Source organism: Pedococcus sp. P2_A3, from assembly GCF_056405035.1.
On sequence record NZ_JBFUCW010000009.1, the window covers coordinates 100,463 to 125,228 of the forward strand.

The following is a 24,766-nucleotide window of genomic DNA, read 5'->3' on the forward strand; positions in this document are numbered from 1 at the left end:
CGGACAAGGGTACGTGCTCCGCACGACGAGGTATGCCGCGTTGGCACGTTGGCACGCTGGCACGCTGGCACGCTGGCACGCTGGCGCGTTGACGCGCTGGGCATCCGCCCAGCCGCAGCCGCTCGGTCGCCCGGGCCGGTCAGCGGGTGCGCAGGTCGGCGACGAGCGGAGGCGCCGCCACGAGGAGCAACACGAGTGCGGGGGCGATCAGGACCGGGAAGCCGACAGCGAGGTAGCCGGCTGCGCCGAGCAGTCCGCCGAGGAAGAACAAGCCGACCAGACCCGCGAGCATGCCGAGCTTGCCGAGGTCGGCTCGCACCGGCGGCTCGCCTGTCCGGCGACTGCGGTAGACGAGCTTGCCGAGCTCGATCCCGATGTCCGTCACCATTCCCGTGACGTGGGTCGTGCGGATCTGGGCCGCTGAGATCTTGGTGATGATGGCGTTCTGCAGACCCATCGTGAAGCAGAGCACCGCCACGAACACGTGGTCACGGTGTTCCCACACCAGCCGATCGGCCAGTGCGCCGAAGGCCAGGATCAGCAGCGCCTCGACGACGAGCACGTTCGCGTAGCGCCCGTGCAGGCCACGACGTCGCCCCCAGTTGAACAGCAGGGCGCAGGTCATCGCCCCGAGCACAAAGGCTCCGATGGCCTCGACGCCCACCCACACGAGGGCGAACGACCCCAGGACGAGGTGGTCCGCGACGGACGCCGTCAGGCCGGTCATGTGTGAGGTGTACACCGACACCGCGACGAACCCGACCGAGTTGAGGGTTCCCGCGATGAGGGCGAGCAAGGCGGCGAGGTACTGGTTGCGGCGCAGGGTGCGCTCGGCGCCGGTCAGGGTGGCCAGCCGGCCCGCGACCAGCGTTCCCCGCCCGAGGGAAGCTGGGGGCACGTCGCGAGCAGTCACAGCCGGAGAGTACGCCTGCCCGGTTTCAGTCGGGCTGGTGCTCAGTCGCGCTGGTGCTCGGGCGCGGCCGCGATGGCCTCACGGATGACGGCCATGGACAGCTCGGCCGGGTAGCCCTTGCGGGCGAGCAGGCCCGCCAGTCGCCTCTTCTGCACCAGAGGCTCGAGCCCGTGCATGGACCGGAGCTTCTTGGCCACCAGCTGGGCGGCCCGGTCACGCTCGGCCTCCGGGTCGATCTGGTCGAGGGTCGCCTGCGCCGTCTCGTCGTCCACGCCCTTGGTGCGCAGCTCGCGCGCCAGGGCTCGTCTGGCCAGTCCCCGCCCGGCCTGCTGGGACCGGACGAGCATCCCGGCGTACGCCACGTCGTCGACCAGGCCGACGTCGGTCATCCGGTCGAGCACGGCCTCGGCCACGTCGTCGGGACAGTTGCGAGCCCGCAGCTTGTCACGCAGCTGCTGGCGGCTCTTGGGTGACAGGGCGAGCTGACGCAACACGATCTGGCGGGCCACGTCGTAGGCATCCGGTTCCCCGTCACGGGTCTGCAGGTCGGCTTCGGGGTCGCCCGGGATCGGCTGCCACGCCCGGGGTCGCCGACTCGCCGGCTCTCCCGTGGACGGTGGCGAGGGTTCGCGCGTCGCGGCCAGGGCTGCCTCGAAGGCTGCCCTGGCCGCACTGCGCCGATCCGTCATGTGCGTCGATCCGTCATGTGCGTCGATCGGTCATGTCAGTCGGTCAGTCGGGGTGGCTCAGAACTCGACCGGCACCTCGGGGACCGCCGCCTCGGCCGGCTTGTCGACCTGCGGGCCGATGCCGAGCTTCTCCTTGATCTTCTTCTCGATCTCGTTGCCGAGGTCGGGGTTGTCCTTGAGGAACTGCCGGGCGTTCTCCTTACCCTGTCCGAGCTGGTCGCCCTCGTAGGTGTACCAGGCGCCGGCCTTGCGGACGAAGCCCTGCTCGACCCCCATGTCGATCAGGCCGCCCTCACGCGAGATGCCCTGGCCGTAGAGGATGTCGAACTCCGCCTGCTTGAACGGCGGGGCCACCTTGTTCTTGACGACCTTGACCCTGGTGCGGTTGCCGACCGGGTCGCTGCCGTCCTTGAGGGTCTCGATCCGCCGCACGTCGAGGCGCACCGAGGCGTAGAACTTCAGCGCCTTGCCACCGGTGGTGGTCTCCGGGGAGCCGAACATGACGCCGATCTTCTCGCGGAGCTGGTTGATGAAGATGGCCGTCGTGCCGGTGGTGTTGAGGGCGCCGGTGAGCTTGCGCAGGGCCTGTGACATCAGGCGGGCCTGCAGACCCACGTGGCTGTCGCCCATCTCGCCCTCGATCTCGGCGCGGGGCACGAGCGCGGCCACCGAGTCGATCACGATGATGTCGATGGCACCGGACCGGATCAGCATGTCGGCGATCTCGAGCGCCTGCTCCCCCGTGTCGGGCTGGCTGACCAGCAGGGCGTCGGTGTCGACCCCCAGCTTCTTGGCGTAGTCGGGGTCGAGGGCGTGCTCGGCGTCGATGAACGCCGCGATGCCGCCGGCCCGCTGGGCACTGGCCACGGCGTGGAGCGCCACCGTCGTCTTGCCCGAGGACTCCGGGCCGTAGATCTCGACGACGCGACCGCGCGGGAGACCGCCGATGCCGAGCGCCACGTCGAGCGCGATCGAGCCGGTCGGGATCACGTCGATCGGGGGACGGACGTCGTCGCCGAGGCGCATGACCGCGCCCTTGCCGAACGACTTCTCGATCTGCCCCATCACGCTGTCGAGGGACTTGGACTTCTGGTCCAGGGTTGCGGAGTTCGCTCCAGACATCTTGGCCACCATTCCTTCTTTCATTTCGAGTCGGGCGCGCCTGCCTTCGACCCTCGGGCAGCTGCTCTGCTTGGGTCAGACGCTAGGTGTCGGCACCGACAGCCGTCCGAGTCGCTCGCACGACCTGTGGACGGTGGCTCTGTGGCGGTTCCACCTGGGGACGAAGGTACCGAACACCTGTTCGAAATCCAGCATCCGACACGCGACACGCCGCGAACGGCTCCCGGTCAGGACGCCCGGCCCGCTCGACGCATCGGCGTGTGCGGGATCCCGTCCTCGAGGAACCCCCGCCCGCTGGGAGCGAAGCCGAACCCGGCATACCAGTCCACGAGGTGGGACTGGGCGTCGAGCACCACCGTGCGCTCCCCCGCCACGTCCAGCGCTGCGCGCACGAGGCGGGCTGCCAGCCCCTGGCCCCGGGCCGACGCGACCGTGGCGACCCGACCGATCCGCAGCGCCTCCCCGTCGTCGAGGAGCCGCAGGGTGGCCACCGGCTGGCCGTCCTGCTCCACCCACAGGTGACGCGTGAGGGGTTCGAGGTCACGGCCGTCGAGGTCGAGGTAGGGACAATCCTGTTCCACCACGAAGACCGCTGACCGCAGCGCCCAGAGCCGGTAGGCGGTCAGGCCGTCGAGGTCGGCGAAGCCCGCCGACCGCACCTCGGGGTCGGCGCCGCTCACGAGAGCAGCAGCTTCTCGAGTCGCCGTGCCGTGCCGACGACCCCGATCGCGCCGAGCACCACGAGGTAGCCGACGTGGGCGAGCACGCCCCACCCGACCTCCCCCAGCATCAGCGCGCGCTCCAGCGCGACCCCGTGGTAGAGCGGAGTCAGGCGCACCACCCACTGCAGCGCCTCGGGGTAGGTGGACAGCGGGAAGAAGGTCGCGGAGAACAGGAACATCGGCTGGATCGCCAGGGTGATGTAGTCGAAGTGCACCCAGGACGTCATGAAGGTCGTGGCGAACATCCCCAGGGCGGCGAACGCGAACCCGATGAACACCGCCGCGGGAAGGGCCAGGACCGCCCACCACGAGCCCACGGCCCCGGCCAGCAGGGCGACGACGAGGAAGGCCGCGGAGTACAGCGCACCGCGGATCAGCGACCAGGCGATCTCGCCGACCGCGATGTCACGCGGACCCATGGGAGTCGCGAGCACCGCGTCATACAGCTTGGCGTGGCGCAGCTTGAAGAAGACGTTGAAGGTGGAGTCGAAGACGGCACCGTTCATGGCGGAGGCCGCCAGCAGGGCCGGGGCGACGAACTGGGGGTAGGAGACCTCGGCGCCGGAGTCGGTCGTGACGGTCTGCACCAGCGCACCGATGCCGATGCCGAGCGAGAAGAGGTAGAAGACCGGCTCGGCGAACCCGGTCACCAGGGCGATCCAGCCGTGGCGGAACGAGGTGATGTTGCGCTCGACGAGCATGCGGGCCAGACCCGCCCCGGCAGGCATGGGCACGAGCCCCGCCAGCCTGGTGGAGACCGCGCGGCCCGGGCGCGGTGGGGCCTGGGCGCTCACGGGACCAGCCTCCTGGCGAAGGAGCGTTCGGCCAGCCACCAGCCGACCGCGACGTAGGCCCCGAGCACCACGACGTGCCCGACGAAGGGGCCGACCGCCACCGAGCCCGTCGCCACGTCTCGGCACGCCTCGACCCCGTGCCACAGTGGCGTCACCCAGGCGATCGGCTGCATCCAGCCGGGCAGCTGGTCGATGGGGAAGAACGTGCCGGAGAAGAGCATCAGCGGGGTGACCACCCAGCGGAAGAGGATGTTGAAGCCGTCGTCACCCTCCTGCCGCGCGGTGAACGCGAAGATCGGCGTGACGAACGCCAGGCCCGTGAGGATCGCGATCGGCAGGCAGAAGACCGCCGCCACCGACCGGAACCCGCCGAAGAGGGCCGCCACCCCCATGAAGATCGTCGTGGCGGTGGTGAGGTGGGCGACGACCGCGAGGAAGTGGCCGCGCAGCACGTCGCGCACCGTCAGCGGCGACGCGAGCATCGCGTGGTAGCCCATGTTCCACTTGATGTAGCCCAGCACCTGGTAGGTGGACTCGCCCATCGCGACCCACATCGTCTGGGTCGCGACGATGGCCGGCACCACGAACTGCAGGTAGGGCAGCCCGTCGACACCACCCACCCGGTCGTTGACCAGCGACCCGAGCCCGACCCCCATCGCCAGCAGGAAGAACAGCGGCGAGAGGAACCGGCCGATGATGCTGCCGCGCCAGGTGCGCCGGTAGACCGTGAGGAAGTAGGCGAACACCGCGAGCACCCGCTCGGAGGTCGACAGCGGCGCCCGTGGACCGGGTGCGGCCCGGCTGTGGGTGTCCGTGGGCATGGGCGTGCCGGCCGCGGGAGGGGTGTGGGGCGCCATCAGTCGACCAGGGTCCGACCGGTGAGGTGCAGGAACACGTCTTCCAGCGTGGAGCGTCGCACGAGCGACGACAACGGCTCGATGCCGCGCGCGTGGACGACCGCGGCCGCCTCGTCGCCGTCGTCGGCGTAGACGAGGAGCCGGTCGGGCAGCACCTCGACGCGCTCTCCGATGCCCGCGACCAGGCCCGCGACGTCCTGGTGGTCCTCGGCGTCGAACCGCAGCTCCAGCACCTCACGCGTCGAGTACTCGTCGATCAGCGACCGGGGTGAGCCCTCGGCGACGATCTTGCCGTGGTCCATCACGACCAGTCGGTCACAGAGCTGCTCGGCCTCGTCCATGTAGTGGGTCGTGAGGACGAGGGTCACGCCCGACCGCTTGAGCCGGAAGAGCCTGTCCCACAACACGTGCCGGGCCTGCGGGTCGAGACCGGTGGTCGGTTCGTCGAGCAGGAGGAGCTCTGGGGAGTTGATCAGCGACCGCGCGATGGTGAGGCGCCGCTTCATGCCCCCAGACAGGGGCTCCACCTTGTCACCGGCGCGATCGGTCAGCTGGGCGAAGTCGAGCAGCTCGGCAGCGCGGCTGCGGACCTCCTTGCGGGACAGGCCGAAGTAGCGGCCGTAGACCCAGAGGTTCTCCTCGACGGTGAGCTCCTCGTCGAGGGTGTCGCGCTGCGGGCAGCTGCCGATCCTGGCGCGGATCGCCGGACCGTCCGTGGCGGGGTCGAGACCGAACAACCGCAGCTCGCCACTGGTCACCGGTGACACGCAGCCCACCATCCTCATGGTGGACGACTTGCCCGCCCCGTTGGGACCGAGGAACCCGAAGCACTCGCCCTTGCGCACCGCGAAGTCGATGCCGTCGACGGCGGTGAAGTCGGCGAACGTCTTGGTCAACCCGGTGGCGGTCAACAGGATCTCGTCGGTCACTGGCCCCACGCTAGCGAGGGCCACCGACGCCGATCATCTCCTTTTGGCGTCGGCCAGCTCGTCGACGAGCGTCCGCGCCAGCGCGGCGGCGGGGAGCGACCGCAGGCGCTCGTGCCCGGTGCCCGCCCACAGGTGGACCAGCTCGGCCTCGCCGGTCGCCTTCCCGTGGGCGCGCAACGGAGCCGTGACGTGGTGGACGTGGGGGTATGCCGCGGGGGCGGCTTCGGCGAACAGCTCGGTCCACGTCGTGGTCAGGGCGCGGGCACTGCGGCCGGTGAAGGCCCGGGTCACCGTCGTCCCGCTGCGGTGGGTGAGCTCGTGCCGGTGCACGGGAGCGGTCCCCGCTTCGGGGCAGCCCAGGAAGGCGGTGCCCAGGGCGACGGCGGTGGCGCCCGCCCGCATGACCTCGGCCGCGTCGGCGCCGGTCATCACGCCACCGGCGCCCATGATCGGCAGGTGGGTGCGCTCCGCGAGGGCCCGCACCAGCGGGAGGAGCTCGAGCTGGGGACCCCCGGTGTCGACGGGGCCGCCACGGTGGCCGCCCGCCTCCCACCCCTGCGCCACGAGGCCGTCGACGGCGAGCGCCTCGGCCCACTCGACCTCGGACGGCTCGTTGACCGTCACCCACACGTCCGTCCCCGCCGCCTGCAGCCGGCTGACCACGTCTGCCGGGGGCCACCCGAACGCGAAGCTCACCAGGGCCGGGGCCGCCTCGACCAGCAGGTCGACCTTGGCCGCGAAGAAGTCGTCGTCATACCGCGGGGTCCCCAGCTCGACCCCTGCCGCGGCGGCCCAGGGAGCCAGCGACGCGGCATACGCGAGGGCATCCGCCTGCATGGACGGGAGGTCAGGGGACGGCGCGAACACGTTGACGCCGAACGGGACGGACGTGACGGAACGCAGCTCGTCGAGGTCGGTGCGGAGCCGTTCGGGGGTGAGGTAGGCGCCGGCCAGGAACGGGACCAGGCCACCCTCGGCGGCGGCAGCGGCCAGGGCGACGGTCGACGGACCGCCTGCCATCGGCGCGAGGACGAGGGGGTGGGCGGACCAGTCGACCGAGGTCACCGGGCGGGCCGTCGCTCGATGCCGAGCCGGCGCGACTCGGGCACGTCCATCGCGTCACACAGGGCGAGCCAGACCCGTCGCGGGCTCTCCCCCGCCTCGAGGGCCTGGGCCACCGTGCGGTCGCCGAGGACGCCCAGCACGTGGTGCTGGGCGAGCGAGCTGGCATAGGTCTCGCCGAACTCGTCGTTCATCAGGTTCCAGAAGTGGCTCAGCCGCACGGGGCGAGTGTAAGCCGGGCCGGAGGTCGGGACGCGCGGGTGTCGGTGGCGGGTGAGAGGCTGTCACCCTCATGGCAACGGATGTCCTCGACCGGTTCTCCCCCGCGACCGCCGCGTGGTTCAGGGGCTCGTTCAGCGAGCCGACAGCGGCCCAGGCCGGTGCGTGGGAGGCCATCTCCTCGGGGCAGCACGCGCTGGTCGTCGCCCCCACCGGTTCGGGCAAGACCCTGTCGGCCTTCCTGTGGGCACTCGACCGGCTGGCCGCCGAGCCTCCCCCGGCCGAGAAGCTCAAGCGCTGTCGCGTCCTCTATGTCTCCCCCATGAAGGCGCTGGCCGTCGACGTCGAGCGCAACCTGCGCTCTCCCCTTGTGGGCATCGGTCACGCCGCCACCCGGCTGGGCGTGACGCCGCCCGACATCACGGTGTCGGTGCGGTCCGGCGACACCCCGGCCGGTGAACGACGCGCGTTCGCGCGCACGCCCACCGACGTGCTCATCACGACCCCGGAGTCGCTCTTCCTCATCCTCACCTCGCAGGCCCGTGAGGCGCTCGCGGGTGTCGAGACCGTCATCCTCGACGAGGTGCACGCCGTCGCCGGCACCAAGCGCGGCGCCCACCTCGCCCTCTCCCTCGAGCGGCTCGACGCCCTGCTCGACCGGCCGGCCCAGCGGATCGGGCTCTCGGCCACCGTCGAGCCGGTCTCCGAGGTGGCCCGCTACCTCGCCGGGGGCCGACCCGTCGAGATCGTGCGACCGCCGTCCACGAAGGAGTGGGACCTCGAGGTCGTTGTCCCCATTGCCGACATGTCGGCACTCGGCGAGGTCATCGAGGACGACCTGTCCGGCCCGGCCGCGGGGGCCGAGCGCCGGGCCTCGATCTGGCCGCACGTCGAGGAGCGCATCGTCGACCTCATCGCCTCGCACCGCTCCACCCTCGTCTTCGCCAACTCGCGCCGCCTGGCCGAGCGGCTCACCGCCCGGCTCAACGAGATCTGGGACGAGCGGCTCGAGACCATGCGCGAGGCACAGGGCGACGACCCACCTCAGCCGCCGCCCCGGCCCGCCGGCACCCGCACCCCGGCCCAGCTGATGGCACAGTCCGGCGCCTCGTCCGGTGCCCCCGCGGTGCTGGCCCGCGCCCACCACGGATCGGTGAGCAAGGAGCACCGACAGCTGATCGAGGAGGACCTCAAGGCAGGGCGGCTCCCGGCGGTGGTGGCGACCAGCTCGCTCGAGCTCGGCATCGACATGGGCGCCGTCGACCTCGTCATCCAGGTCGAGTCCCCGCCGTCGGTCGCGTCCGGCCTGCAACGCGTCGGCCGCGCCGGTCACCAGGTCGGGGCGGTGTCGAGGGGCGTGTTGTTCCCGAAGTTCCGCGGTGACCTCGTGCAGACGGCTGTCGTGGTGGAGCGCATGCGCGCCGGCGCCATCGAGTCGCTGCGGGTGCCCGCCAACCCGGTCGACGTGCTCGCCCAGCAGGTCGTGGCCATGTGTGCGCTCGACGACTGGACCGTCGACGACCTCGAGTCCGTGGTCCGCAAGGCGACCCCGTTCGCCGCACTGCCCCGCTCGATCCTCGAGTCGGTGCTCGACATGCTCTCGGGGCGCTACCCGAGCGACGAGTTCGCCGAGCTCCGCCCGCGGATCGTCTGGGACCGCGTCACCGGGGTCCTCACCGGGCGTCCGGGCGCGCAGCGCCTCGCCGTCACCTCGGGCGGCACCATCCCCGACCGTGGCTTGTATGCCGTGTTCCTGGCGTCCAGCGAGGGCGCCGGCCGTCGCGTGGGCGAGCTCGACGAGGAGATGGTCTACGAGTCACGGGTCGGCGACGTCTTCACCCTCGGCACCTCCACCTGGCGGATCGAGGACATCACCCACGACCGCGTCCTCGTGACCCCGGCCCCGGGCCTCCCCGGACGGCTGCCGTTCTGGAAGGGCGACCAGCAGGGCCGACCCGCGGAGCTGGGCCGGGCGGTCGGGGCGTTCGTCCGGGAGGTCGTGGGCCTGTCACCGGCCAAGGCGCGGGCCCGGGTCGAGGCGGCCGGGCTCGACGAGTGGGCCGCCGACAACCTCCTCGGCTACCTCGCGGAGCAGCAGGAGGCCACCCGGCACGTGCCCGACGACCRCACGATCGTCGTCGAGCGGTTCCGTGACGAGATCGGCGACTGGCGGGTCGCGGTGCACTCCCCGTTCGGCGGGCAGGTGCATGCCCCGTGGGCCTTGTGCGTGTCGGCCCGCATGCGTGAGCGCTACGGCGTCGACGTCCAGGCGATGCACGGCGACGACGGGATCGTCTTCCGGTTGCCCGACCTCGAGTTCGAGGACGACGGGGGCCCAGGTCGGGGAGTGGGCGCCGAGCTGCTCGAGCTGGTACGGCTCGACGCCGACGACGTGCACGACCTCGTCACCTCCGAGATCGGGGGGTCCGCCCTGTTCGCGGCCCGGTTCCGGGAGTGCGCGTCACGCGCCCTGCTGCTGCCCCGGCGCCGGCCCGACCGGCGGCAACCCCTGTGGCAGCAACGCCAACGGGCCGCCCAGCTGCTCGAGGTGGCCAGCCAGTACGCATCCTTCCCCATCGTCCTGGAGACGGTGCGCGAGTGCGTCCAGGACGTGTTCGACGTCCCTGGCCTGACCGCGCTGATGCGCTCGATCGAGTCACGCGAGGTCACCCTCGTCGACGTCGAGTCGTCGCAGCCCTCGCCGTTCGCCCGCTCCCTCATGTTCGGGTACGTCGCCCAGTTCCTCTACGAGGGTGACTCACCGCTCGCCGAGAAGCGTGCCGCCGCGCTCGCGCTCGACCCGACGCTGCTGGCCGAGCTGCTCGGTCGCGGTGAGGGGCTCTCGCTGCGAGACCTGCTCGACCCGGCGGAGGTGACGCGCACCGAGTCCGAGCTCCAGCGCCTGGTGCCCGAGCGGGCCGCCCGCGACGCCGAGGACATCGCCGACCTCCTGAGGGTGCTCGGGCCCCTGCCGCTCGACGCGATCCAGGCGCGCTCGAGGGACGAGCTGACCCACCAGGAGATCGGGGGCTGGCTGGTCGAGCTCGAGGGCGCCCGTCGGGTGATCCGGGTCCGCGTCGCCGGGCAGGAGCGATGGGCTGCCATCGAGGACGCCGGCCGGTTGCGTGACGCGCTCGGCGCCTCGCTCCCGGTCGGCATCCCGCAGACCTTCCTCGAGTCGGTCCCCGACCCGCTCGGCGACCTGGTGCGCCGCTACGCGCGCACCCACGGGCCCTTCCCCGCCGCCGCGGTGGCCGCGTGGTGGGGGATCGGTCCCGCCGTCGCCCTCGACGCCCTGCGCCGGCTGGTGTCCTCCGGACGCGTGGTCGAGGGAGAGCTGCTCCCGACCGAGAACGGTGGCGGCATCCACGGCCTCGACTACTGCGACGCCGAGGTGCTGCGGCTGCTCCGGCGTCGTTCGCTGGCCGCGCTGCGCGCTGAGGTGGAGCCCGTCCCGGCCGTCGAGCTCGCGCGGTTCCTGCCCCAGTGGCAGTCCGTCGGTGGCGGCCTGCGCGGACGCGAAGGGCTGGTGCGCGCGATCGAGCAGCTCGCCGGCGCGGTGCTCCCGGCCAGCGCGCTCGAGAGTCTGGTCCTGCCCTCCCGCGTCGTCGACTACTCCCCCGCCCTGCTCGACGACCTGACCAGCAGCGGCGAGGTGCTCTGGCGTGGCCACGGCTCGCTGCCGGGCGATGACGGCTGGGTCTCGCTGCACCTCGCCGACACGGCCCACCTCACGCTCGCCCCGCTCACCGACCGTGCCCTGGGTGAGACCGAACAGGCCGTGGTCGACGCCCTGGCCGGCGGCGGCGCCTACTTCTTCCGCACCCTGGCCGACGCCGTGGGCAGCACCGACGACGAGCAGCTCCTCGCCGACCTCTGGTCGCTCGCGTGGGACGGCCGGGTCAGCAACGACACGCTGACCCCGCTGCGGGCCCTCCTCTCCGGGGGTCGTACCACGCACAAGCGGAGCCGACCCGGCCCCCGCACGACCCGGTATGCCGGGCGGCGGGGTTCGCTGGGCACGCTGTCCGGTCAGCGCGGGCTGGGACGACCGTCCCTGCCCACCCGGAGCGGGCCGGCAGCGGGCGCGGGTCGCTGGTCGTTGCTACCCGACGTCGAACAGGACGCCACCGTGCGGGCCTACGCGACGGCTGAGGTGCTGCTCGACCGCTACGGCGTGGTCACCCGCGGGTCGGTCGTGGCCGAGGACGTGCCCGGGGGGTTCGCCGGCGTCTACCGCGTGCTGGCGGCCGCCGAGGAGTCCGGACGGGTGCGCCGCGGCTACTTCGTCGAGTCCCTCGGGGCCTCGCAGTTCTCCACCACCGGGGCCGTCGACCGGCTCCGGGCCGGTGCCCGACCCGTCGGCGACGAGGCCGACCGGGGCGTGCCCGCCATGGTGCTGGCCGCGACCGACCCGGCGAACGCCTACGGGGCTGCCCTCCCCTGGCCGGACCGCGGCGTCAGCCCGCACGACGCCGACGAGTCCAAAGCCGTTTCGGGCCAGGCCGGGACGGTCAAGGCCGCGACGGTCAAGGCCGCGGCGGGCCAGGCCGTGACGGTCCAGCGCGGCCACCAGGCCGCGGCGGGCAAGCGCGGCCACCAGCCCGCGCGCAAGGCCGGCGCCCTCGTCGTCCTCGTCGACGGCGAGCTCGTGCTCTACGTCGAGCGTGGCGGCAAGACCTTGCTCTCGTGGACCGATGACGGACAGTCCCTCCAGGGAGCGGCTGACGCCCTGGCCCTCGCCGTGCGCGAGGGCGCCCTCGGCAGGCTCACGGTCGAGAAGGCCGACGGCGACGCGGTCCTCGGGTCCGACCACCCCCTCGCGTCGGCGCTCGCGCAGGCCGGGTTCCACGCCACGCCGCGCGGGCTGCGGCTGCGCCGGTGACCGCCGCGCCGAGCCCTCGGCCGACGCCGCGCGGGCTGGACCGCCGTGCCTGAGGGTGACACCGTCTGGCGCACCGCCCAGCGGCTGCACAAGGCGCTGGCCGGCGCCCCGGTGGTGCTGTCCGACCTGCGGTTCCCCGACCTCGCGACCGTCGACCTGCGCGGCAGCACGACGCTCGAGGTGGTCAGCCGCGGGAAGCACCTGCTGCACCGGTTCGACAGCGGGGTGACGCTGCACTCCCACCTGAAGATGGAGGGTCAGTGGCGCGTCGAGTCTCCCGAGGACACCGCGCGGTGGTTGCGCCGTGACGACCTGCGCGCCGCGATCGGCACGACCAGCTGGAGTGGCTTGGGCCTGCGTCTGGGGATGCTCGAGCTCGTCGCCACGAGCGACGAGGCCTCCGTGGTGGGGCACCTCGGGCCCGACCTGCTCGGCCCCGACTGGCACCTGCCCACCGCCCTGGCCAACCTGGCCGCCAGCCGCGACACCATCGGCGCCGCCCTCCTCGACCAGCGCAACCTGGCGGGCATCGGCACGCTCTGGGCGAGCGAGTCCCTCTTCCTGTCCCGCGTCGGTCCGTGGACCCCGGCCGCCGACCTCGCGGAGGCAGACCTCGAACGCGTGGTCACCCGGGCCCACGCCCTGCTCGACCAGTCCCGCCACCACGCGGTGCAGTCCAGCACCGGCAACCGCAGGAGGGGTGAGGAGCACTACGTCCACGCCAGGTCCGGGCGGCCGTGTCGGCGCTGCGGCACGACGATCCGGGTGGCCATGATCGGGCCGGCCKGGCGGGAGCGGACCATGTTCTACTGCCCTGGCTGCCAGCACGGGCTGGGTCCCACCGACGACGGCCGGCCCCAGCGACCCCTGGGGTCGACCCCCGGGCGCGGGACGTCCTACCGGCGCGTCTGAGCGACCCGAGCCAGGATCTCCTCGACCACCTCGGTCTTCGCGTCGGCGTAGTCCTGCACGGAGCGCCAGCGGCGGGTGGCCAGCTCGCGCTTGACGGTGGCGTAGTGGTCACGGTCGTCGGCGTGGGTGCGCAGCCAGTCGCGGAAGCCGAGCATCCTGGCGATCTCGCCCGCCCCGTGGCGGGGCGACAGGACGTGCACGTTGACGCTGTGCGGGTCGCCGTCGGTGACCCGGCGGGACAGCACGCGGTGTTCCAGCCACTGCGGCTCACGAACCCGAACGCGGTAGCCGAGGCCGAGGAGGGCGGGCACGTACGACGGTTCGTCGGCGGAGTCGGGCACCTGCAGCAGGATGTCGATGATGGGTTTGGCCGCCAGACCCGGCACCGACGTCGACCCCACGTGGTCGACCGCGAGGGCGGTGCCGCCCAGGACGGTCGCGAGGTCGCGCCGGTCCGCCTCGAAGTCGAGGGCCCATCGTGGATCGTGGTCGACGATGACGACCAGGGGTTCCGCAGGGCCGGACACGACGGGCCGAAGGTCGGGCGGCCGCTGGTCAGGCAGCGGAGGCGGACACCATCGCCGACGCGGGCAGCGGCAGCGACACCGGCGCGGTGAGCGCCTCGGTCTCGGCGACCCGCTCCGACACCTGGCCGAGGACCTCGGACAAGGGCAGGTGGAGGGCGCCGCAGATCGATGCCAGCAGCTCGGAGGAGGCTTCCTTCTCGCCACGCTCGACCTCGCTGAGGTAGCCGAGCGAGACGGAGGCGGCGGCCGAGACCTCACGCAGCGTGCGTCCCTGGGTCTGGCGCTGCTCGCGGAGCACGTCACCCAGCTCACGACGAAGCAGAATCATGACGCCTCCTCCATTGCTCGTGCGCGGCCTGCTGATGGTCAACGTTACCCCGAGGTCCTGACGGTTCGCGCGCAGGATTCGCAGAACACGCGGTACGACGAGGTCAACCGTCCGCAGGGCGAGAATCTTCCGCCCCATTCATCCCTCGCGCCCCGATTGCGTCGGCGACCAGGACCAGGGCGGCCTCGACCGTGCGACGACGGATGGTGGCCCGGTCCCCGGTCAGGGCCAGCTCCCGCACGAGCACGCGACCGTCGACGGCAACCGCGACGAACACCGTGCCGACCGGGCGGCCGTCCTGCGGCTCCGGACCGGCCACCCCGGTCGTGGCGACGCCGACGTCGGCACCGAGCACGCGGCATACCCCGGTCGCCATCTGGCGCGCCACCTCGGCCTGGACGGCCCCGCCCGCGGCGAGCAGGTCGGGGTCAACGCCGAGCACCCGGGCCTTGAGCTCGGTCGCGTAGGCCACGACCGCGCCCCGGACCACCGCCGAGGCACCCGGCACGTCGGTCAGCGCCGCGCAGACGAGGCCACCGGTGAGGGACTCCGCGGTCCCGACCGTGCGCCCGGCCGCCACCAGCGCCGCGACGACGTCCGGTGCCGTGCTCATCCTTTGTCGGGCGGCTCGACGGGCCCGCTTCATCGCCGACCGCTCGCTGGTCTGGCGCAGCCGCAGGGCCTTGACCGCGATGTCGAGGCCGGTGACCACCGTGACGGTGACCGCCAACCCCACGATGACGTCGGCCACCGTGGTCCACGTGTCGGCGCCGGAGAACGACCCCAGCGGCAACGTGAAGAGCAACAGCCCGAAGAACTGCAGGGTGGTCTTGACCTTGCCCCCGCGGCCGGCGGGCATGACGCCGTGACGGATGACGAAGAARCGCAGGACCGTGACGCCCCACTCGCGGACCAGCACGACCACGGTCACCCACCAGGGGAGCTCCCCCAGGACCGACAACCCGACGAAGGCCATGCCCATGAGGGTCTTGTCGGCGATGGGGTCGGCGATCTTCCCGAAGTTCGTGATCAGGCCCCTGCGGCGGGCGAGGTCACCGTCGACCCGGTCGGTGAGGGTGGCCACCGCGAAGACCGCTGCCGCAGCCCAGCGCATGCCCGGCCGTGCGCCCCCGTCGAAGAGCAGCAGCCAGCCGTAGACGGGGACGAGCAGGATGCGGGTCACGGTGAGGGCGTTGGCGATGTTCCACGAGCTCGGCGGCGGCACCGCGACCGGGGCCGCGGCGGGGTCGGGAGCCGGGGCGGACTCACTCAGCATGGCCCGGCCAGCAGGTCGATCCCCTCGGTGCCGGTGACCACCGCCCGCACGATGTCGCCGACGGCGACGTCAGGGAACGCGGCCGGGTCGAGCAGGGTGACCCCGTCGACGTCGGGCCCCTGGTGGGCAGCCCGGCCGACCACCGAGGTCTCGTCGTCGTCGTCCCCTGCGGTCGGCACGGACTCGACGAGCACGTCCACCTGCTCCCCGATCCGCTCCTCGGCGCGCTGGACGTTGAGCTCCTCGATGAGCGCGGTGAAGCGCGCGACGCGTTCGGCCACCACGTCCTCTGGAAGCTTGTCGCCGTACGACTCGGCCTCGGTGCCGTCCTCGTCGGAGTAGCCGAAGACGCCCACCACATCGAGCCGCGCGGCCAGGAGGAAGGCCTCGAGCTCGGCCAGGTCGTCCTCGGTCTCACCGGGGAAGCCGACGATGACGTTGCTCCGGATTCCGGCCCGCGGCACGCGGGCACGCACCTCGTCGAGCAGGCCGAGGAACGCCTCGCGCCCACCGAAGCGCCGCATCGAGCGCAACAGCGGTGCGGAGGCGTGTTGGAAGGAGATGTCGAAGTAGGGGACGACGCCGGGCACCGAGGCCATGGCGTCCAGCAGCCCGGGTCGGATCTCGGCCGGCTGCAGGTAGCTCACCCGGACCCGCTCGATGCCCGGTACCGCGGCCAGGTCCGGGAGGATCTTCTCGAGCAGCCCCAGGTCACCGAGGTCCTTGCCGTAGGACGTGGAGTTCTCACTGACCAGGAAGAGCTCCTTGACGCCGCGCTCCCCCAGCCAGCGCGCCTCGGCGATGATGTCGTGGGGCCGGCGCGASACGAACGCACCRCGGAACATCGGGATGGCGCAGAACGCACAGCGGCGGTCGCACCCRCTGGCGATCTTGAGSGGGGCCCAGGGGCGACCGTCGAGGCGGGCCCGGATGACGCGGGGACCCGAAGCGGGGACGGGGCCGTCGATGGCGACGTCGACGGGTGGCGTGGACACCTCGGTGGCCGTCCCGTGGCCGGGTAGCGACACCCCTGCGGAGCCGTCCTGTCGCTGCACCGGGGACAACGGGAGCAGCTGGCGCCGGTCGGACGGCGTGTGCGAGGCAGGTGCGTGGCCGTCGAGGATGGCCCGCAGGTGCGCGGACATGTCGACGTAGGAGTCGAAGCCGAGCACCGCGTCGGCCTCGGGGAGCTCGTCCGCGAGCTGCTGGCCGTAGCGCTCCGCCAGGCAGCCGACCGCCACCACCTTCTGCGTCTTCGAGTGGCCCTTGCGGGCGGACGCCTCCAGCAGCACGTCGATGGAGTCCTTCTTCGCCTGCTCGACGAACCCGCAGGTGTTGACCACCGCGACGTCGGCGTCGTCCGCGTCGTCGACGAGCAGCCACCCCTCGGCCGCCAGCCGGCCGGCGAGCTCCTCGGAGTCGACCTCGTTGCGGGTGCACCCCAGGGTGACCAGGGCGACACTGCGCTGTGCTGTCGAACTCATGTGCCCACTCTAAGGGTGGGTAGCGTGGCGCCATGACCGCCACAGCCGCCGCGACCGCTGCCCGGATCACCGCCCTCCTCGCACGTCATCCTGTGGTCGACGGCCACAACGACCTGCTGTGGGAGGCACGTGAGCAGGTCGGCTACGACTTCGACCGCCTCGACATCGAGGCCGGCGGCACGCCGACGCACACCGACCTCCCGCGCCTGCGCGAGGGCGGCGTCGGCGGCCAGTTCTGGTCGGTCTTCGTGCCGGCGTCGCTGAGCGGTGACGACGCGGTGAGCGCCACCCTGGAGCAGGTCGACGCGGGCCACCAGATGGTGGCTCGGTATGCCGACCGGCTGGCTTTCGCGCGTACCGCCGACGACATCGAGGCCGCCTGGGGGTCCGGGCGGATCGCCTCGCTCCTGGGCGCCGAGGGCGGCCACTCGATCAACAACTCCCTCGCGACGCTGCGGATGCTGCACGTCCTGGGGGTCCGCTACCTGACGCTCACCCACAACACCAACGTCGACTGGGCCGACTCGGCCACCGATGTGCCGGTCCACGGCGGCCTCTCGGCGTTCGGGGTCGAGGTGGTGCGCGAGATGAACCGGATCGGGATGCTCGTCGACCTCAGCCACGTGTCGGCCGACACCATGCGGGACGCGCTGCGGGTGGCCGAGGTGCCGGCGATCTTCAGCCACTCCTCGGCCAGGGCCGTGTGCGACAGCCCGCGGAACGCGCCCGACGACGTGCTGGAGTCGTTGCGCGCCAACGGTGGCGTCTGCATGGTGACGTTCGTCCCGACCTTCGTGAGCCCGGCGGCGGCCGCCTGGCGACAAGAGCTCAACGAGGTCTCGGCCGGGCAGGGCATCATGCCCGCCGACGCGGCCTACCCGGACTTCTACGACGCGTACGCCCTCGAGCACCCGACCCCCAGGGCGACCCTGGCCGACGTGGTGCGGCACGTCGAGCACGTGCGCGAGGTCGCCGGGGTCGACCACGTCGGGATCGGCGGCGACTACGACGGCGTCGCCACGCTGCCGGAGGGGCTCGAGGACGTGACCGGTTACCCCCGGCTGCTGGCGGCGCTGGCCGACCGGGGCTGGTCGGACGACGACCTCGCCAAGCTGACCTGCGGCAACATCCTGCGGGTCCTGCGTGAGGCCGAGGCGGGGGCCCGGGCGCTGCAGGAGCAGCGTGGACCGAGCCTCGCCACGATCGGCGAGCTGGACGACGCCACCGGCGGCGGGTCGGCTCCCTAGTTGCGCCAGCGGGTGATCGTGAGGCCCACGACCCGGGCGATGATCAGCGCCACGTACATGACCCCGGCCACCTGCTCGAGGATGACCACCGACCTGGCCAGCGGCAGGATCGCCGTGACATCGGAGAGCCCGACGCTCGTGAGGTTGGCGAACGACAGGTACAGCAGCTCCAGGAAGGTCCGGTGGCCCTCCCCCTGGTATGCCGTGAAGGACCCCGGGTAGACCACCTGCACGGCCATGAAGAGGTGCGCGAACATCCACGAGACCACCGTGAAGTTGGCACCGACGGCGAAGATCTCGTCGCGGGTGACCCAGGAGTCGTCGAAGAGGTAGCGGATCAGCCCGTAGCCCGTGTAGCCGTAGAACGCGGCGTGCAGGATCGCCGACCAGAAGACGACGGCGTGGTTCCCCGGCACGAACCCCTCGGCGATCGTCAGGGCGACCACCGGGATGCCGAGCACCACGGCGACCCAGGTCAGCGCCGGCGTCGCCCGCACGGCATACACGGCGATGGACAGGACGAGGACGCCGAACACCCCGATGAGGGTCCGCCCCCAGGGGGTGTCACCCGCGAACGGGTAGGCGAGCACCTCGAGCAGCTGCGCTGCCAGCAGCACCCCGCTCGGGTGTCCCTTGACGGCACCCAACCATTCCCGCATGGCGACCACCCTAGGGGTGGCCGGCTCGTCAGGAGGCGAGGACTCGGACGCGCAGGGTCCGGGCCGCCACCACCGCGGCGAGGCACGCGGTCGTGGCCATGACCAGCGCCATCGGGACAGCGGACCCCGAGCCCATCAGGCCGATCAGCGGGGCTGCCGCTCCCCCGATGACGAACTGCGACGCGCCCAGGAGCGCGGCCGCGGTGCCGGCTGCCTCACCGTGCCGGGTCAGGGCGAGTGCGGGGGTGTTGGGCAGGGTCAGGCCACACGCGAAGAGCAGGAACCACAACGGCACGAGGATGAGGACCAGGCCGCCGAAGCCGGTCGCGGCCGAGGCCAGCAGGACCAGCGCCGCCGTGGCACCGATCGACACCCCGACCCGGACGAGCTGCCGCGGCGCGAACCGCTTGAGCAGGAACGGGTTCAGCTGCGAGCCGGTGAGGAATCCGAGAGAGTTGATGCCGAACGCCAGGCCGAACTGGGCGACGCTGAGGCCGTAGATGTCCTGCAGCACGAAGGACGACCCGCCGATGTACGAGAAGAGGGTGGCGAACATCAGGCCGCTGATGAGGACGAGCCCGACGAAGGTCCGGTCACGCAGCAGGCTGGCGTAGGTGGCAAGGACCGGGCGGAGCGCGAGCGGGCGGCGCCGCTCGACAGGGAGGGTCTCGCGCAGGGCGAGGCTGGCCAGGGTCACCATGAGCACGCCGGCGACGGCGAGGATGACGAACACGCCACGCCACGAGGTCAGCTGGAGGATGAAGCCGCCGAGGGTCGGCGCGAGCACCGGGGCCAGACCCATGACGAGCATGAGGCGCGAGAGCATCGTCGCCGCAGCCGAGCCCGCGAAGAGGTCACGGACCATCGCCATGGAGACGACGGCGACCGCGGCGTTGCCGAGCCCCTGGATCGCCCGACCGACCGTGAGCAGCTCGATGGAGGGAGCAAACGCACAGAAGACCGACGCGGCGATGTGCAGCGCGAGCCCGGCGATGAGCGGGCGACGGCGGCCGATCGCGTCCGCGAGCGGGCCGACGAGGAGCTGGCCCAGCCCCATGCCGAGCAGGATGCCGGTCAGGGTGCCCTGCACGGCGGACTCCGACGCCGCGAGGTCGCGGGTGATCGAGGGCAGCGCAGGAAGGTAGGTGTCGATCGTGAGCGGCCCGATGGCGATCAGCGCACCGAGCACCAGGACGAACCGCACGTACGACCGACCCGTCGGGGCCGGTGCCGGCGGCACCGCTGGTGCGGCGTCGTGGGTCGGAGCGTCGTGGGTGGTGGCGGTCAAGGTCTCGGCAGTCACCTTGGCGCAACGACACGGGGCCCGGGATCCATTCCATGACGTGCCCCAGGTCTCACGGCCGGCCGGGTCCGCCTACTCCCGACCGGTCAGCTCCCACGCGTCCTGGGACTCCTCGACCTCGTCCAGACCGTCGTAGGCGCGCGCGACCGGGTCGTTGGCGTAGCGTGGGTCGGGCTCCGCGGCATACCCCGTGCGGACCTCGTCGGTGCGGTCGGTGCGGTCGACGGACTCGTGGTGCTCCGACGGCGTCCCCGACAGCGCATCGACGTCGAACACCGGCTCGGGATCGGCGATCACGTCGCCACGCATCAGCGCCAGGGTCATCGGCAGGTCGTCGGGCTTGACGAGCACGTCGCGCGCCTTGGAGCCCTCGGAGGGACCCACCACACCACGCGACTCGAGCAGGTCCATGAGCCGTCCGGCCTTCGCGAAGCCGACGCGCAGCTTGCGCTGGAGCATCGACGTCGAGCCGAACTGCGTCGTGACGACGAGCTCGGTGGCCTGCAGCAGCAGCTCGAGGTCGTCGCCGATGTCGTCGTCGACCTGCTTCTTGGCCGCGACCACGGTGACGTCGTCGCGGTAGTCGGGCTTGAGCTGCCCGGTGACGTGCTTGACCACCTGCTGGATCTCCGACTCGGTGACCCAGGCGCCCTGCACGCGCATCGTCTTGGACGCACCCATCGGCAGGAAGAGCGCGTCGCCCTGCCCGATCAGCTTCTCGGCGCCCGGCTGGTCGAGCACCACGCGGCTGTCGGCGAGCGACGACGTCGCGAACGCCATCCGCGACGGCACGTTGGCCTTGATGAGGCCGGTGACGACGTCGACCGACGGGCGCTGCGTGGCCAGCACCAGGTGGATGCCGGCGGCCCGGGCCAGCTGGGTGATGCGGACGATCGACTCCTCGACGTCGCGCGGCGCGACCATCATGAGGTCGGCCAGCTCGTCGACGATCACGAGCAGGTAGGGGTACGGGTGGATCGTCCGCTCGGACCCCGGCAGCGGCTTGACCTTGCCCGCCTTGACCGCCTTGTTGAAGTCGTCGATGTGCTTGAACCCGAACTGCGCGAGGTCGTCGTAGCGGGTGTCCATCTCGCGCACGACCCACGCCAGGGCCTCGGCGGCCTTCTTGGGGTTCGTGATGATCGGGGTGATCAGGTGCGGGATCCCCTCGTATGCCGTGAGCTCCACCCGCTTGGGGTCCACCAGGACCATGCGCACCTCGTCGGGCGTGGCGCGCATGAGGATCGAGGTGATCATCGAGTTCACGAAGCTGGACTTGCCAGCACCGGTCGCGCCCGCGACGAGCAGGTGCGGCATCTTGGCCAGGTTGGCGATGACGTAGCCGCCCTCGACGTCCTTGCCGACACCCATCACCATCGGGTGCTCGTTGCCCCGCGCCGCCTGGCTGCGCAGGACGTCGCCGAGGCTGACCTTCTCGCGGTCGGCGTTGGGGATCTCGATGCCGATCGCGGACTTGCCGGGGATCGGGGAGAGGATCCGCACGTCGGCTGACGCGACGGCATACGCGATGTTCTTGGAGAGGGCGGTGACCCGCTCGACCTTGGTGCCCCGGCCGAGCTCGACCTCGTAGCGGGTGACCGTCGGGCCGCGGCTGAACCCGGTGACCTGGGCGTCGATGTCGAACTGCTCGAGCACTTGGCTGAGCGACTCGACGACTCGGTCGTTGGCGGCGCTGCGGGTCTTGTGGGGCGAGCCGGGCTCGAGGATCGCGTTGTCGGGCAAGGTGTAGGTGATGTCGCCCGCGAGCGCGAGCTGCTCGACGCGCTGCGGCAGCGGCGTGGTGGGCGGCGCCTCGAGGGCCGCCTTCACCTCGATCGCCGGGCCCTTGGCCGGCGTGGTCGGGTCGGGGGCGAGCACCCCCGGCGACGTGGGGCGCTTCTCGCCGGGACGGAACCGTCGCCCGTCCGGGGCCACGAGCGCAGCCTGCTCGAACGCCTCGTCGCCCTCGAGCGGACCCTCGGGGTCGATGACCCGGCGGCGGCGCTTCGGTTTCTCCTCGGCCACGTCGGTGGTCGAGGGTGCTGCGTCCTCGGGGTGTCCGCGGTGCAGCAGGTGGTCGCGCAGCTCGGTGAGGCGCGTCGGGATCATGTGCACCGGGGTCGCCGTCATGACGAGCAGGCCGAAGAAACCCAGCATCAGCAGGATCGGCACGGTGCCGTAGACCGACACGGCAGCCTCCAGCGGGCTCGAGGCGAGGAACCCGATGATGCCGCCACCGTCGCGCATCCCGTCCGCGCCCTGGGGCGGGGTGGGGATGTCCGCTGCCACGTGGGCCAGCCCCGAGGCCGCGAAGGCGAGGGCACCCAGCCCGACCCCGATGCGGGAGTTGGCCGAATCCTCCCGCGGTGCCCGCAGGAAGCGGATCCCGAGGAACAGCAAGGCGAGCGGCACGGCATACGCGACGCGTCCGAAGGTGCCGGCGACGACCGCGTGCACGATGTCGCCGAGGGCACCGTCGAAGGCCCACCACTCGCGGGCGGCCACGAGGATCGACAGACCGATGAGGAAGAAGCCGAGCCCGTCGCGGCGGTGCTCGGGCTCGAGCTCGCGAGCACTGGTGCCCACGCGGCGCACGGCACCGCCGGCCACGTGGGCCATGCCCATCCAGGTGCCCCGGACCGCGCGCAGCGGCAGCGGCAGCCCGCCCCCCTTGGTCGTGCCACGGGCGGGGGACTTGCGGGGCGCGCTGCTCTTGCGGTTGGCGGGGCGTGTGGTGGTGCCCCGGCTCCCGGATGTACGCGAGCCCGCTGTCGAGCGTGCGGAGGTGGACGGACGTGTCGCCATGATCCGCAGGCTACGGCAAGGTCACACCGGAAACACGCGTCACACGCGTATCACCGTCGGACAATGTGCGCCGATCGCTCCTCCTCCGAACGGACGACATCTGGCCCCGATCGGGCCCGCAGGGCCCTCTCCCCCTTACCAAGACGCAGCCCGAGGTGACACGCTCAGCACTGCGTCTGGCGGGGCCTGCGCCGACGACCCACGTGGTCGTCGGCGCAGGCGCGTATCGAGGGGGAACCGGTCGCGGGAGACGGCGTAGCCGACCCCCCGCCAGGCCACTCAGAGCCCGTCGGTCCGACGCCGTGGCACGTCTCAGATGACGGGAAGCGCCGCCCACAGGCTGGATCCCGGAGCCTCGGTACCCCTACCCTCGACACCAGGTCATGAGTGTCAGCGCGAAGCCCCGGCTTGCTGACCAGCAACCCTCCTCCGCGGTGGGGTGCTCCGGGTGACGACCGGGCCGCCTGCACCCGCAGCCGGCAAGCGCGGACTCGTGAGCACTCTCGGGTCCCACCGGACCAGGAGCACCTCTCATGTCGATCGCGAGCACCCCGCCCCCAGCCTTTCGCCGGAGCGCGCCCCTCGCCCACGCCCGCACCCACCTGCGTCCCGTCCCGGACGCGCGGTCGTGGGGGGAGGTCGGACCGCTCCCCGCAGTGGTCTCCGAAGCCCTGCCGGTGCCGACCATCGACGGCTCGGTGGACTACGCCAACTTCGACCACGCCGCCTCCACCCCGGCCCTCGTGAGCGTCAAGGCCGCCGTGGACACCGCGCTGCGCACCTACTCCTCCGTGCACCGGGGCAACGGCTGGGCCTCCCGCGTGACCTCCGCCTGGTACGAGCAGGCCCGAGCCGAGGTGCGCTCCTTCGTCGGGGCCCGGGAGGGCGACGAGGTCGTCTTCACCCGCAACAGCACCGACTCCTTCAACCTCCTGGCCCGTTGCCTCCCCCGTGACGCCCACGTCTTCGTGTTCGAGACCGAGCACCACGCCGCGCTCCTGCCCTGGTCGCCGCGTCGGACGCACCGCCTCCCGGTGCCCGGCAGCGTGGCCGATGCCGCCGTCCTGCTGCGGACGGCCCTGCGCGAGCACCCGGGACGGCACCGCCTCGTCGTCCTGGCCGGCGCGTCCAACGTCACCGGCGAGATCTGGCCGATCCGTGAGCTGGCCGCGATCGCCCGCAAGGCCGGTGCGCGCGTGGTCCTCGACGCCGCCCAGTACGCACCCCACCGGCCGGTCGACCTCGAGGACCTCGGGGTCGACTACGTGGTCCTGTCGGGGCACAAGCTCTACGCGCCGTTCGGCGCCGGGGTGCTGGCCGGTCGGGCCGACTGGCTCGACGCCGCCGCGCCCTACCTCGCGGGAGGTGGTGCCACCAAGGCGGTGACCACCCGGGGTGTCGTCTGGCAGGAGGGCGCTGCCCGGCACGAGGCGGGCAGCCCCAACGTCATCGGCGCGGTCGCCCTCGCCGCCGCCTGCCACAGCCTGCGCGCCCACGCCGAGGCGATCGAGGCCCACGAGTCCACCCTCGCCCGACGGCTGCTCGACGGCCTGGCGGCCATCGACGGCGTCGAGACCTACTCCCTGTTCAGTCCCGACCACGAGCGCGTGGCCGTCGCGACCTTCACCGTGGAGGGCGTGGAGTCCTCGCTGGTCTCCGCGGCCCTGTCGGCCGAGCACGGGATCGGCGTGCGGGACGGCAAGTTCTGCGCGCACCTGTGCGTCGACGCCCTGCTCGAGGACCAGCCCGACGACCCGTATGCCGCGGCCCCCACGACGGCGGTCCGGGCCAGTGTGGGACTGGCCACGACGGCCGAGCACGTCGACCGGCTGCTCGCGGCCGTGGCCGAGCTCGCCGAGCGCGGGCCCCGCGCCGACTACGTGGAGGGACCCGAGGGCTGGGCGCCGGTCGACGACCCGCGCGCCCTGGACCTCGCCCGCCCCTGGTAGCCAAGGAACCTTTGCTAGCAAGGGAAACTCGTTGGTGGACAGGTTGCACCCTGTCCACCAACGAGGACTCTGTGCTGAGACAGA

20 protein-coding genes and 1 riboswitch are annotated in these 24,766 nt (G+C 72.2%); of the genes, 4 read left to right on the forward strand and 16 right to left on the reverse strand.

Annotated features, from left to right (window positions below):
- Window positions 1-139: 139 nt before the first annotated feature.
- From AC1DX8_RS09645 to AC1DX8_RS09685, 9 genes are all read right to left on the reverse strand, one after another.
- A complete protein-coding gene (locus AC1DX8_RS09645) occupies window positions 140-913 on the reverse strand; it encodes a YoaK family protein (RefSeq protein WP_477629704.1) in 774 nt (257 codons plus the stop codon).
- A gap of 41 nt (window positions 914-954) precedes the next feature.
- The gene (locus AC1DX8_RS09650) at window positions 955-1,602 is read right to left on the reverse strand and encodes a regulatory protein RecX (protein WP_477629705.1); all 648 of its coding nucleotides are present in this window, start codon (window positions 1,600-1,602) and stop codon (window positions 955-957) included.
- Between the two features lie 57 nt (window positions 1,603-1,659).
- Window positions 1,660-2,724: a recombinase RecA gene (gene recA / locus AC1DX8_RS09655; protein ID WP_477629706.1), complete on the reverse strand. Its 1,065-nt coding sequence runs from the start codon at window positions 2,722-2,724 to the stop codon at window positions 1,660-1,662.
- 227 nt (window positions 2,725-2,951) lie between these two features.
- Window positions 2,952-3,404 carry a GNAT family N-acetyltransferase gene (locus tag AC1DX8_RS09660; RefSeq protein WP_477629707.1) on the reverse strand — a complete coding sequence of 151 codons (453 nt, stop codon included), beginning with the start codon at window positions 3,402-3,404 and terminating at the stop codon, window positions 2,952-2,954.
- The gene (locus AC1DX8_RS09665; protein ID WP_477629708.1) at window positions 3,401-4,240 is read right to left on the reverse strand and encodes an ABC transporter permease; all 840 of its coding nucleotides are present in this window, start codon (window positions 4,238-4,240) and stop codon (window positions 3,401-3,403) included. Before AC1DX8_RS09665 ends, AC1DX8_RS09660 begins: the two co-directional genes overlap by 4 nt.
- On the reverse strand, window positions 4,237-5,097 hold the full coding sequence (locus AC1DX8_RS09670) for an ABC transporter permease (RefSeq protein ID WP_477629709.1): 861 nt from the start codon (window positions 5,095-5,097) through the stop codon (window positions 4,237-4,239). Before AC1DX8_RS09670 ends, AC1DX8_RS09665 begins: the two co-directional genes overlap by 4 nt.
- Window positions 5,097-6,026, reverse strand: coding sequence for an ABC transporter ATP-binding protein (locus tag AC1DX8_RS09675; protein ID WP_477629710.1), 930 nt, complete (start codon window positions 6,024-6,026; stop codon window positions 5,097-5,099). Before AC1DX8_RS09675 ends, AC1DX8_RS09670 begins: the two co-directional genes overlap by 1 nt.
- Window positions 6,027-6,059: 33 nt before the next feature.
- On the reverse strand, window positions 6,060-7,091 hold the full coding sequence (locus AC1DX8_RS09680; RefSeq protein WP_477629711.1) for a nitronate monooxygenase: 1,032 nt from the start codon (window positions 7,089-7,091) through the stop codon (window positions 6,060-6,062).
- A complete protein-coding gene (locus AC1DX8_RS09685) occupies window positions 7,088-7,309 on the reverse strand; it encodes a DUF3046 domain-containing protein (RefSeq protein ID WP_457255718.1) in 222 nt (73 codons plus the stop codon). The genes AC1DX8_RS09680 and AC1DX8_RS09685 overlap by 4 nt, the downstream gene beginning before the upstream one ends.
- Window positions 7,310-7,380: 71 nt before the next feature.
- On the opposite strand from AC1DX8_RS09685, the gene AC1DX8_RS09690 reads away from it, so the two are divergent.
- Window positions 7,381-12,192 carry an ATP-dependent helicase gene (locus AC1DX8_RS09690; protein WP_477629712.1) on the forward strand — a complete coding sequence of 1,604 codons (4,812 nt, stop codon included), beginning with the start codon at window positions 7,381-7,383 and terminating at the stop codon, window positions 12,190-12,192.
- 45 nt (window positions 12,193-12,237) lie between these two features.
- Window positions 12,238-13,104: an Fpg/Nei family DNA glycosylase gene (locus AC1DX8_RS09695; RefSeq protein ID WP_477629713.1), complete on the forward strand. Its 867-nt coding sequence runs from the start codon at window positions 12,238-12,240 to the stop codon at window positions 13,102-13,104.
- On the opposite strand, the gene AC1DX8_RS09700 is transcribed toward AC1DX8_RS09695, so the two are convergent.
- From AC1DX8_RS09700 to rimO, 4 genes are all read right to left on the reverse strand, one after another.
- Window positions 13,089-13,631, reverse strand: coding sequence for a GrpB family protein (locus tag AC1DX8_RS09700; RefSeq protein WP_477629714.1), 543 nt, complete (start codon window positions 13,629-13,631; stop codon window positions 13,089-13,091). The genes AC1DX8_RS09695 and AC1DX8_RS09700 overlap by 16 nt on opposite strands.
- A gap of 28 nt (window positions 13,632-13,659) precedes the next feature.
- Window positions 13,660-13,959: a helix-turn-helix domain-containing protein gene (locus AC1DX8_RS09705; RefSeq protein ID WP_056923552.1), complete on the reverse strand. Its 300-nt coding sequence runs from the start codon at window positions 13,957-13,959 to the stop codon at window positions 13,660-13,662.
- Between the two features lie 103 nt (window positions 13,960-14,062).
- Window positions 14,063-15,235 carry a nicotinamide-nucleotide amidohydrolase family protein gene (locus AC1DX8_RS09710; RefSeq protein ID WP_477629715.1) on the reverse strand — a complete coding sequence of 391 codons (1,173 nt, stop codon included), beginning with the start codon at window positions 15,233-15,235 and terminating at the stop codon, window positions 14,063-14,065.
- Entirely contained in the window at window positions 15,229-16,719 is a 1,491-nt protein-coding gene (gene rimO / locus AC1DX8_RS09715; protein ID WP_477629716.1) for a 30S ribosomal protein S12 methylthiotransferase RimO, read from the reverse strand. The genes AC1DX8_RS09710 and rimO overlap by 7 nt, the downstream gene beginning before the upstream one ends.
- A gap of 32 nt (window positions 16,720-16,751) precedes the next feature.
- Here rimO and AC1DX8_RS09720 point away from each other — a divergent pair, with 32 nt between their 5' ends.
- On the forward strand, window positions 16,752-17,966 hold the full coding sequence (locus tag AC1DX8_RS09720) for a dipeptidase (protein WP_477629717.1): 1,215 nt from the start codon (window positions 16,752-16,754) through the stop codon (window positions 17,964-17,966).
- Here AC1DX8_RS09720 and AC1DX8_RS09725 read toward each other — a convergent pair.
- The 3 genes from AC1DX8_RS09725 to AC1DX8_RS09735 form a co-directional block, all read right to left on the reverse strand.
- Complete coding sequence (locus AC1DX8_RS09725; protein ID WP_477629718.1) at window positions 17,963-18,625, reverse strand: ion channel; 663 nt, start codon at window positions 18,623-18,625, stop codon at window positions 17,963-17,965. The two genes, AC1DX8_RS09720 and AC1DX8_RS09725, sit on opposite strands and share 4 nt — an antisense overlap.
- 28 nt (window positions 18,626-18,653) lie before the next feature.
- Window positions 18,654-19,928, reverse strand: a complete 1,275-nt coding sequence (locus tag AC1DX8_RS09730; protein WP_477629719.1) for a multidrug effflux MFS transporter — start codon at window positions 19,926-19,928, stop codon at window positions 18,654-18,656.
- Window positions 19,929-20,000: 72 nt separating this feature from the next.
- On the reverse strand, window positions 20,001-22,733 hold the full coding sequence (locus AC1DX8_RS09735; protein WP_477629720.1) for an FtsK/SpoIIIE family DNA translocase: 2,733 nt from the start codon (window positions 22,731-22,733) through the stop codon (window positions 20,001-20,003).
- Between the two features lie 379 nt (window positions 22,734-23,112).
- A riboswitch (SAM riboswitch) is annotated at window positions 23,113-23,225 on the forward strand.
- Between the two features lie 41 nt (window positions 23,226-23,266).
- Here AC1DX8_RS09735 and AC1DX8_RS09740 point away from each other — a divergent pair.
- Entirely contained in the window at window positions 23,267-24,682 is a 1,416-nt protein-coding gene (locus AC1DX8_RS09740; protein WP_477629721.1) for an aminotransferase class V-fold PLP-dependent enzyme, read from the forward strand.
- The last annotated feature ends 84 nt before the right edge of the window (window positions 24,683-24,766 follow it).

Excerpts from the sequence above, each read along its gene's own strand:
- AC1DX8_RS09735 (WP_477629720.1), bottom strand. The coding sequence starts at position 22,733 with ATGGCGACACGTCCGTCCACCTCCGCACGCTCGACAGCGGGCTCGCGT.
- AC1DX8_RS09720 (WP_477629717.1), top strand. The coding sequence starts at position 16,752 with ATGACCGCCACAGCCGCCGCGACCGCTGCCCGGATCACCGCCCTCCTC.
- AC1DX8_RS09740 (WP_477629721.1), top strand. The coding sequence starts at position 23,267 with ATGTCGATCGCGAGCACCCCGCCCCCAGCCTTTCGCCGGAGCGCGCCC.
- AC1DX8_RS09705 (WP_056923552.1), bottom strand. The coding sequence starts at position 13,959 with ATGATTCTGCTTCGTCGTGAGCTGGGTGACGTGCTCCGCGAGCAGCGC.
- AC1DX8_RS09725 (WP_477629718.1), bottom strand. The coding sequence starts at position 18,625 with ATGCGGGAATGGTTGGGTGCCGTCAAGGGACACCCGAGCGGGGTGCTG.
- AC1DX8_RS09670 (WP_477629709.1), bottom strand. The coding sequence starts at position 5,097 with ATGGCGCCCCACACCCCTCCCGCGGCCGGCACGCCCATGCCCACGGAC.
- recA (WP_477629706.1), bottom strand. The coding sequence starts at position 2,724 with ATGTCTGGAGCGAACTCCGCAACCCTGGACCAGAAGTCCAAGTCCCTC.
- AC1DX8_RS09650 (WP_477629705.1), bottom strand. The coding sequence starts at position 1,602 with ATGACGGATCGGCGCAGTGCGGCCAGGGCAGCCTTCGAGGCAGCCCTG.